Genomic DNA, 3,341 nt, shown 5'->3' with positions numbered 1-3,341 from the left:
GATTCCCATGGTTGAGGGAAGCACACGCAGCCTGAATCTAGCGACAGCTGTAGCGATTGTGCTCTATGAGGGGATGCGACAGGTGGGGATGCGACAGGTGGGGATGGAGTAGGCTGATGACAGAGTATTTTGTGTAGTATCTCATCTGAATTGCGTAGTGGTGTTCCATGAACACTCTATCCGCAGCATTGGTGGGTGGTGTGCTGGCATTGGCATCGATGGTGCCGTCCGCCCACGCCGCTGAGAAACCGAACATCATCTGGATCTTTTCTGACGACCATTCTTTCCAAACAATAGGAGCCTATGGCGGTCCCTTACAGAAGCTAAATATGACGCCGAATATTGATCGGATCGCAAAGGAGGGGATGCGATTTGATCGTTGTTATGTGTCCAACTCTATCTGTGCACCGTCACGTGCAGTCTTACTGACTGGTAAGCATAGTCACCTCAATGGCAAGATTGATAACAGAGGGTCATTCAACCATGACCAATCGAGCTTCGCCAAAGTCCTGCAGAAGAATGGCTACCAGACTGCGATGATCGGTAAAATCCATCTAAACGGAGCAATGCAGGGGTTTGACTACTGGGATGTCCTTCCAGGACAAGGGAAGTATTACAACCCAGATTTCATTTCAGCTAAAGGTAAGGAGAAAAATAAAGGGTATGTCAGTGATGTGATCACAGACAAAACATTGAACTGGCTCAAGGGGCAGCGCGATAAAGAAAAGCCATTTATGTTGATGATGCACCACAAGGCACCGCACCGGAATTGGACTCCAGCGGAGCGTCACATGAGCAAGTATGAAGATATAACAATTCCTGAGCCTACGACATTATTTGACGACTACAAGGGACGTGGCTCGGCAGCTCGCGATCAGGACATGACGATCGATAAGACGATGCGGATGAAAGCTGACCTCAAGGTTGGTATGGGCGGGCAGTTTGCTGAGCGTACAGCGAAGTTCAATGCTGCTCCGTTAGAAGGTAAGGACTTGGTGAAGTGGAAGTACCAAACGTACATGAAGGACTACCTGCGTTGCATATGGGCTGTCGATGAGAGTGTTGGGAAGGTGTTAGATTATTTAGAGGAGTCAGGATTAGCTGAGAACACGATTGTTATGTATTGTTCTGATCAAGGGTTTTACATGGGTGAGCATGGTTGGTTTGACAAGAGATTGATGTATGAGGAGTCGTTCCGAACTCCTTTGTTAGTAAAGTGGCCAGGCACAGTGAAAGCTGGATCAGTGAACAGCGACCTCACACAGAATATCGATTTCGCAGAAACCTTCCTCGATATGGCTGGTGTCGAGGCACCGGCTGAAATGCAGGGAGAGAGTTTGATCCCACTGATGAAGGGTGAAACTCCAACTGACTGGAGGAAGTCGCTTTACTACCACTATTACGAATACCCAGGGCCTCACAGTGTGAAGAAGCACGAAGGGGTTTCAGAGAAACGCTTTAAACTCATTCGCTTCTACGGCAAGGATGTGCCTAACGGTGAAGAATGGGAGTTCTATGATCTGGAGAAAGATCCATCAGAAATGAAGAGCGAGTATAGCAATCCCGAGTACGCCCCAGAGGTGAAACGCCTGAAGGAGGAGCTTCAGCGCCTTCGTACCTACTACAAGGTCCCAGAAGAATCCTAGCTTCAATTGAGAATTTAATAATTAGGAACTCTATTGCAGAGTTCCAGATAGGCAGTTTGTCCTCATTCGTGCGATTAGTGTTATTCGTGATAGAAAAGTTTCATCGTCCGAGGTGTTCTCCAAGCTTTCGGTCCTTTCGTATTTTTTGTGGCAAAGAAAGCTAAGGTTGGAAGAGCTGGCTGCTTTTGGCGGGGAGCCAGCAGGACTTGCCGTTGAGCAGGCGGGCGTGGTGCCAATCACCACGGGATTCTAGGATGGTGAACTCGGTGCCGGCGTGGAGTGGGGAGGTGAAGGCATTGTCGTAGATGTAGCCATTTCCTTGGCGGGCAATGACCTCGCGGGCCACGATGACGGCATCGGTTTCTTGGCCCCATCCTTGTTGGCTGGCACAGAGCGAAAGGCTGAAAGTGAGGGCTACCGCACCACTGCCAGCGAGGGCAATCCAGTGCCACCTTTTGCGCTGGTAGAGGAGTCGTGCCATGAGCCCCCAGAATAGAATGTTAGAAAGTGCTAAGAGCGTGATTCGTACGGCGACTGGCCAGCGGTGCCAGAAGAGTAAGGCGTCCGCGACTTGCTGGCTGCGGCTCATAGGAAGTTCATCGACAGTGATGCTGCGCAGGTAGTGGAGGTTGTGCAGAGCATCAGCCTGAGTTGGATCTATGCGGAGGGCTCGTTGGTAGTTGAGTACCGCGTGGCCATGCTCGCCTGATAGGAAGTGCACGTTGCCGAGGTTGATATAGAGTGCTGCAGACGGGTCGTCGACATGCTCGACGAGATATTGGAACTTGATGCCGGCTTGCTGGTAGAGGTCTTGCGCCTCGGCTGGGGCAATCATTGCAGCAGTGTTGGCTTGCTCGAATTGTTGGTTAGCTTCGCTAAAAATGGTATCCATGCTTTTCCCGGCAATGGAATCCTTAGCCGTGCTGACTAGCGAACTGAACCAAAGGATGGTCAAGAACTGGATTAGAAATGTGTTGATGCGCATCATGCTTTGAGTGCTTTCTCAATGGTTGAAATAAGGGACTGTGCCGTGGCTAAAATATCTGTGTCACTCGGCTTAGTTTCGCTGGCTCGGTAGTGGGGGGCCTCACAGGACTGGTAGAGTGATCCGAGCTTCTCCAGCTCAGTCGGCATGATGTCATAGCTGAGGTACGCAGTGAGGTCATCGTAGGTGTGGGCCATGGCTGTGAGGTTGAGTTTGTCTGCGAAGTAGTTTCTAACGCTCAAGTTGATCTGATCTAACTGCTCTTTACCACTGAGCTTGCTTGCGGCTCCTATATTTTTCAAAAAACGGCTGTAGGCTTTATTCGCGCGCGCCTTTGTTGGGTTGTTTATGGCTAGTCGTTGATTTCTGGTGGCTAAGAAAAAGCAGATAAATCCGAGCGGTGGGAGCACGCTAGAGAGCATCCACCAGCGGGCCTCTGACTGGGCTGATCCAGCTAGAGCGTTAAGCGATGTGATGTTGGCTTTGATCCCTTGTGGGTTTGATTCTAAGTGGTTGCGAATAGGGCCAACTCCGCTGATTTGGGCGTCGTAGGCGGTGGCCACTTCGGACGCTTTGACGGTGATAGCGATCGGCTGGGATTCGGCCACCGCGTAGGATTGGCTGACGGGGTCAAAGTAGGGCAGGCGGATGGCTGGGATTGCTGACACATCCTGCGCCTTTGGTCGGATGGTGCGGATGTAGGTGATTGT

At 50.9% G+C, this 3,341-nt stretch carries 3 protein-coding genes; 1 reads left to right on the top strand and 2 read right to left on the bottom strand.

Annotated elements, in window-relative coordinates:
* Positions 1–218: 218 nt before the first annotated feature.
* On the top strand, positions 219–1,646 hold the full coding sequence (locus ABGY95_RS08235; protein WP_347441205.1) for a sulfatase: 1,428 nt from the start codon (positions 219–221) through the stop codon (positions 1,644–1,646).
* A 160-nt stretch (positions 1,647–1,806) separates the two neighbouring features.
* Here the strand turns inward: ABGY95_RS08235 and ABGY95_RS08230 are convergent, their stop codons facing one another.
* Together ABGY95_RS08230 and ABGY95_RS08225 are read right to left on the bottom strand one after the other, a co-directional pair.
* A complete protein-coding gene (locus ABGY95_RS08230; RefSeq protein WP_347441204.1) occupies positions 1,807–2,634 on the bottom strand; it encodes a tetratricopeptide repeat protein in 828 nt (275 codons plus the stop codon).
* Positions 2,631–3,341: hypothetical protein (locus tag ABGY95_RS08225; protein ID WP_347441203.1), on the bottom strand; the 711-nt coding region annotated here is incomplete at its 5' end. The genes ABGY95_RS08230 and ABGY95_RS08225, both read right to left, overlap by 4 nt.

It is taken from the genome of Rubritalea sp. (assembly GCF_039830215.1).
In the GTDB taxonomy this organism is placed as follows: Bacteria; Verrucomicrobiota; Verrucomicrobiia; order Verrucomicrobiales; family Akkermansiaceae; genus Rubritalea.
The sequence above is the reverse complement of the archived record's forward strand: the minus strand, read 5'-3'. Positions and strand labels throughout refer to the sequence as shown.

What these genes read in the sequence shown, in the direction of transcription:
- ABGY95_RS08235 (WP_347441205.1), top strand. Translation starts at nt 219, where the DNA reads ATGGTGCCGTCCGCCCACGCCGCTGAGAAACCGAACATCATCTGGATC.
- ABGY95_RS08230 (WP_347441204.1), bottom strand. Translation starts at nt 2,634, where the DNA reads ATGATGCGCATCAACACATTTCTAATCCAGTTCTTGACCATCCTTTGG.